Origin of the sequence: Kocuria atrinae C3-8, assembly GCF_000286355.1 — a bacterium.
GTDB lineage: Bacteria > Actinomycetota > Actinomycetes > Actinomycetales > Micrococcaceae > Kocuria > Kocuria atrinae_A.
Genome location: NZ_AJXN01000036.1, coordinates 1 through 3494 on the forward strand (window position 1 = coordinate 1; position 3494 = coordinate 3494).

Genomic DNA, 3494 nt, shown 5'->3' on the forward strand with positions numbered 1-3494 from the left:
CGGTGGATCGAGGCTAAGAGGCTCCGGCGGGGGAGGAGTCAGCCACTTTCGCTCTGGAGGACTTCCCCACTGAGTGCGAACGGCTGGGGTTCATCGCCGGGTACCAGAAGCGATCTTTTGGTTCCGAAGAGCAAGCCGCGGCGTCGGTCAAGGCCGTCCAGCTGATGGCCAGCCTGTATGAGGAGCTGGAGAAGTCCGGCTACGACGAGCACCAATCCTCTATCTTCTTGGTGCGCACGTTGTTTGCGTTGTTCGCTGATGATTCGGGGTTGTGGGAGCGTGATTTGTTCCTGGAGTACCTGGAGACCCGTACCAGCCCCGACGGCTCCGACCTGGGGGCAGCATTGGCGGTGCTTTACCAGGCGCTGAATAAGCCAACCGAGAAGCGGCTGAGCAAGGCCGATGAAATGATCCAGCGCTTCCCCTACGTCAACGGGTCGGTGTTCGGGGAAACCATCGAGATCCCCTACTTCGACAAGACGATGCGGGACAAGCTGATCGCCGCCTGCTTCTTCAACTGGGGGGAAATCAGCCCGGCGATCTTCGGGTCTTTGTTCCAGGCGGTGAAATCCAGGGACGCCCGCCGTGCGTTGGGGGAGCACTACACCACCGAGACCAACATCCTGAAGGTCATAGAGCCGCTGTTCCTGGACGAGCTGCGCCAGCGCTTCATCGACAACCAGCACAACGTGCGCGGACTGCGAAAGCTACAGCAAGACATGGGGCAGCTCCGTTTCCTCGACCCGGCCTGTGGGTGCGGGAACTTCCTGATTGTCGCCTACCGCGAGATGCGCAACCTGGAGTTGAAGATCCTCAAGCGCCTCCAGGAACTGGACCCGTCCTCGGCGCAGATGGTCCTGGATGCCAGCCAGCTGCTGCAGGTGCGGATGACCAGCTTCTACGGCATCGAGCTCGAGGAATGGCCGGCCACCATCGCCCAGACGGCCATGTTCCTGGTGGACCACCAGGCCAACCAAGACATGGCACTAACCCTGGGACTGGCCCCGGACATGCTGCCCTTGGTGGACTCCTCACACATCCTCGTGGGCAACGCCCTGCAGACCGACTGGTCCCAGTTGCTGCCGGCCTCGGAGAACGTCTGCGTCTTCGGCAACCCGCCCTTTCTGGGCCACGCCACTCGCAACGAGGAGCAAGCCGCCGAACTGCGTCAGATCTGGGCTCGGGACGACATCGGGCGGCTGGACTACGTCACCGGTTGGTACAAGAAAGCCATCGACTACTTCGGCGATATATCAGGCCGCTGGGCGTTCGTGTCCACCAACTCCATCGTCCAAGGCGAACCCGTCCCCGCCTTGTTCGGCCCCATGTTCTCAGCCGGCTGGTGCATCCGCTTCGCCCACCGCACCTTCGCCTGGACCTCCGAGGCTCCCGGTGCAGCCGCCGTGCACTGCGCGGTCATCGGTTTCGATCGCACCACTAAATCCGCGGCTCGTCTTTTCTCCTACAGCGACCTGCGTGGAGCACCTACCGAGGAGCCGGCTAAGGCGATCAACGGCTATCTGGCCGATGCGCCCAATGTGCTGGTTGATCAACGACGCACACCGCTGTCCCCCGATCTGCCAAGGTGGTCTTTGGCAACATGCCTCGAGATGGCGGGCATCTGCTTATCGCCCCCGAGGATCATCCCGAGGTCGTGGCCGACCCCTATGCGGCGAAGTACGTACGTCGCTTCGTCGGAGCCAAGGAGCTGATCCACAACCAGGACCGCTGGTGTCTCTGGCTCGTTGATCTTGACCCTGCCGACGTCGCGCGGAGTCCGGTGCTCAAGGCCCGCCTAGAGGCTGTGCGAAACTTCCGCGTGGTCAGCAAAGCAGCGTCAACCCGGGCCATGGCCGCCACGCCACACTTGTTCGGCCAGCGATCTCAACCGTCCGTGCAATACCTATGCATCCCACGCCACGTTGGCGAGGATCGCCGGTACTTCACCGTGGCCTCTCTCCCCCCGGAGGTCATCGTCGGAGACTCTAACTTCGAAGCACCAGACCCCGATGGGTATTTGTTTGGAGTGTTGTCCTCATCCATGTTCCTGACGTGGCAGAAAACCGTGGGCGGGCGCCTCGAATCACGGCTCCGTTTCTCCAACACCGTTGTCTGGAACAATCTGCCACTCCCATCCGTCCCCGAGGCGACTCGACAGAAGATCATCGATGCTGGCCACGGAATTCTGGAAGCCCGGAAACTTCACCCGGAACGATCCCTCGCCGGGCACTACAACCCCCTGTCCATGGACACGCAACTGATCAAAGCGCACGACAGACTCGATGCCGCTGTAAATCGTGCCTTCGGGGCTAAGCGGACCTGCGCTAATGAAAGGGACCGTCAAGAGATCCTCTTCACCCGATATGCCGAACTCGAGATGCGTAAACGGTAACGGGGGGTGTCCCTATGGTCTCCATCGCTGAGCGACCCGCGGAAGCTGAGGATCGTGCAATCCCTGGGCATTGGGAAGGGGACCTCATCGTCGGCACGATGGGACGATCAGCAATCGGAACACTCGTCGAGCGATCAAGCCGCTTCGTTACCCTCGTGCACCTTGAACATGACCACACGGCCGAGACCGTGCGCGATGGCCTCATCACCACCGTCGCTGATTTGCCAGCAGCGCTACGCCGCTCGCTGACCTGGGACCAGGGCACCGAGATGTCGGGGCATGTGGGGTTCCAGACCGCCACCGATATGGCGGTGTACTTCTGTGATCCGGGCAGCCCCTGGCAGCGCGGCAGCAACGAGAACACGAACGGCCTCCTACGCCAGTACTTCCCGAAGGGCACCGATCTCTCCCGCCACACGCCCGCAGAATTGCGACGCGTCGCAGAGGGCCTCAACGAACGTCCACGCAAGACGCTCGACTGGGACACTCCAGCCGAACGACTCCATGCTTTACTGAATGCGAGTTGAACCAGTGTTGCGACGATGGCTGGAACTCAAGCTGATGAGGGAAAGCTCTATCTCTGCGCGATCAAGGACGCGTTCTGCGGGCGGATCATGGGCTACTCCATGGATTCCCGGATGAAGGCCCGCCTTGCGGTGAACGCACTGGTCAATGCGGCCACGCGGCGCGGTGACGTGGCCGGTTGCATCGTCCATTCCGATCGGGGCCCCAGAGCCGGGCCAGGTCATTCGTGCACGCACTGAACGAGCACCACCTGCTCCGGTCGATGGGCCAGATCGGTGCCGCCGGTGACAACACGGCGACGGAATCTTTCTCCGCGTTGCTGCGGAAGAACGCCCTGGACCGCCGTCGCTGGCGGACCCGTGACGAGCTGCGGATCGCGATTATCACCTGGATCGAACGGACCTACCACCGGCACTGCCGACAGGTGCGCCTGGGCCGTTTGACCCCGATGGAGTGCGAAACCATCATGAACCCCAGCCGTGGACCTCGCGGCTTGACACTACAACTGTCACCTCACCGTGCAGCAGTCCCAACTCCCGGCCTCACGCACCCCGGCCGGTGTCAACAACGTCACGCC

General features: G+C 62.2%; 2 protein-coding genes and 2 pseudogenes. All 4 read left to right on the forward strand.

Annotated features, from left to right (window positions below):
- The first annotated feature begins 164 nt into the window (after nucleotides 1-164).
- Complete coding sequence (locus tag YO9_RS16935; protein WP_016996526.1) at nucleotides 165-1712, forward strand: DNA methyltransferase; 1548 nt, start codon at nucleotides 165-167, stop codon at nucleotides 1710-1712.
- Complete coding sequence (locus YO9_RS16940; protein WP_317259756.1) at nucleotides 1601-2392, forward strand: type IIL restriction-modification enzyme MmeI; 792 nt, start codon at nucleotides 1601-1603, stop codon at nucleotides 2390-2392. The genes YO9_RS16935 and YO9_RS16940 overlap by 112 nt, the downstream gene beginning before the upstream one ends.
- An 11-nt stretch (nucleotides 2393-2403) precedes the next feature.
- Nucleotides 2404-2919 (forward strand): annotated as a pseudogene (locus YO9_RS0105155) (IS30 family transposase); the annotation flags it as partial.
- A 33-nt stretch (nucleotides 2920-2952) separates the two neighbouring features.
- Nucleotides 2953-3383 (forward strand): annotated as a pseudogene (locus tag YO9_RS0105160) (transposase); the annotation flags it as partial.
- Nucleotides 3384-3494: the final 111 nt, after the last annotated feature.

Coding starts and splice junctions, on each gene's coding strand:
- YO9_RS16935 (WP_016996526.1), top strand. CDS start 165: ATGGCCAGCCTGTATGAGGAGCTGGAGAAGTCCGGCTACGACGAGCAC.
- YO9_RS16940 (WP_317259756.1), top strand. CDS start 1,601: ATGCCTCGAGATGGCGGGCATCTGCTTATCGCCCCCGAGGATCATCCC.